The organism is Alkalibacterium sp. AK22, assembly GCF_000585255.1.
Lineage (GTDB): Bacteria > Bacillota > Bacilli > Lactobacillales > Carnobacteriaceae_A > Alkalibacterium.
This window is the reverse complement of sequence record NZ_JANL01000010.1, coordinates 1-1,635: the sequence shown is the minus strand read 5'-3', so window position 1 is coordinate 1,635 and position 1,635 is coordinate 1. Positions and strand designations below refer to the sequence as shown.

The following is a 1,635-nucleotide window of genomic DNA, read 5'->3' as shown; positions in this document are numbered from 1 at the left end:
GGAGCTATGAATTATTCAGGTATGAAATTGGTTCACTTATGTAAATCAAATATTTTAATCTATAGTAATTTACTGATAAGCCGATTATGCTAACATTGAAAAGTTGTATCTCAATTTTTTAAGAATAAAAGTGAAAAAAGTTGCAAATGAATTTAACATAAAGGCGCATATATATGCGCCTTTATGTTATCATAGTAATGAAGGGAGAAACAATGAGCGAAAAAATCTTAAATATTGCGCTCTGAAAATGAATATAAATTATTAGGAGGAAGAACTTGTTAAAATTAAAGTATTGTAACACTAAGGCTTTGCACATCTTGTTAATCACGTTAGCTGTTTTTTGTGTATCATTTATTATTTTTATTCCATCAGTGAGTGCTTCTGTTATATCAAGTAATAACGTTAATGAGGAAGTAATAGAATTCGAACCCTTTTATATTGACGGAACGGGCTTAACAGAAAAGGAAATTCAAGAACAAGTAGAAGCCAAGGTACAAGAACAACTGAAAACAAAAGTTGGAATTCAAAATGTTAATAACAATGATTTTTCAATCCAAGCCACGCCTACTTTATTAACAGCTGGGATTGTCAGAATAAGTGGAGATATTCATCAATTATATTTAAATTATAAAGGGACAGCCACTATAAATAGTTTCAGGTTAAGAAACGTTAGAATATCAAATACGAACTTATTAATTCCTCGAACATACCACAATGAAAGCTATGTGTTTAAAAGTACTACAGGTCTAGCTTCTGGATCGCAATATCTTTTCACCTTCACCGCTCCATCTACAGCAACTAAACTTAGAGTATCGGTTGGTAGCCTAGAAGCCTATTACCATAGTTCAGGATGGAGATCCGGTTTAATTGATAATGGAGAAGTAACTGTCAGATAATACGAGGAGTTTTAATATGTATACGATAGAATTTTTATTGGAGAAATATCGTAATAAAATAATTATGGTAGATCATAAAAAAAATCCTTTTGATGTTCTTAAAGATCTTGTAGATATTAAAGAAATAGATTTAAATTTATTGCACCCAGTGCAATTAGAACTCATAGAGCAAAATGTCAATAATACCAAAAGATATGGTGACACACCGATTAAATTACATTTTTACGAGATACTTAAAAATATAAAAAGTGAGGCCTATTACAATGAAATAGAAAACACACAAAGTATGTCACATATACCTTATTTTAATGAACCCACAGTTTTTGTAATTCATGAAGATTATTTAGGGTTACAAGAAACCAATAGTAACAGTCTATACAGAGATTGTATTATATCAAGAGGAGTTACTCAAAAAGACATTGAAGAAAAGAATGACTATCTCTTTAATTATTTATCGTATATATCAGCTTGGGAAGAAGAAACAATATAGTTGATTATCCTAGGGATACCATTATTTTATCAATAAAAAATAATGATAAATTTTAACATGATACATGAAAGTAGTTAAAATCATGTGTAAAGAATCCTATTATATAGGGTTCTTTTTTTATACAACATTTTTCAACCTGAATAATTCATACTTTTTCTTTAAAGCGTTTGAAACTGCCTAACGGCAGTCTAAATAAACTTTTTTTGTTTTCACCTGTTAAGTGATGAAAAAAAGAACCCCATTCTGATA

Annotated in this window: 2 protein-coding genes; both read left to right on the top strand. The window is 29.4% G+C overall.

Annotation, left to right across the window (positions count from 1 at the left end; genetic code table 11):
• Positions 1–275: 275 nt before the first annotated feature.
• Complete coding sequence (locus ADIAL_RS02090; protein ID WP_034299495.1) at positions 276–896, top strand: hypothetical protein; 621 nt, start codon at positions 276–278, stop codon at positions 894–896.
• A gap of 16 nt (positions 897–912) precedes the next feature.
• Positions 913–1,386, top strand: a complete 474-nt coding sequence (locus ADIAL_RS02085) for a hypothetical protein (RefSeq protein ID WP_034299492.1) — start codon at positions 913–915, stop codon at positions 1,384–1,386.
• Positions 1,387–1,635 lie beyond the last annotated feature (249 nt).

Excerpts from the sequence above, each read along its gene's own strand:
- ADIAL_RS02085 (WP_034299492.1), top strand. The coding sequence starts at position 913 with ATGTATACGATAGAATTTTTATTGGAGAAATATCGTAATAAAATAATT.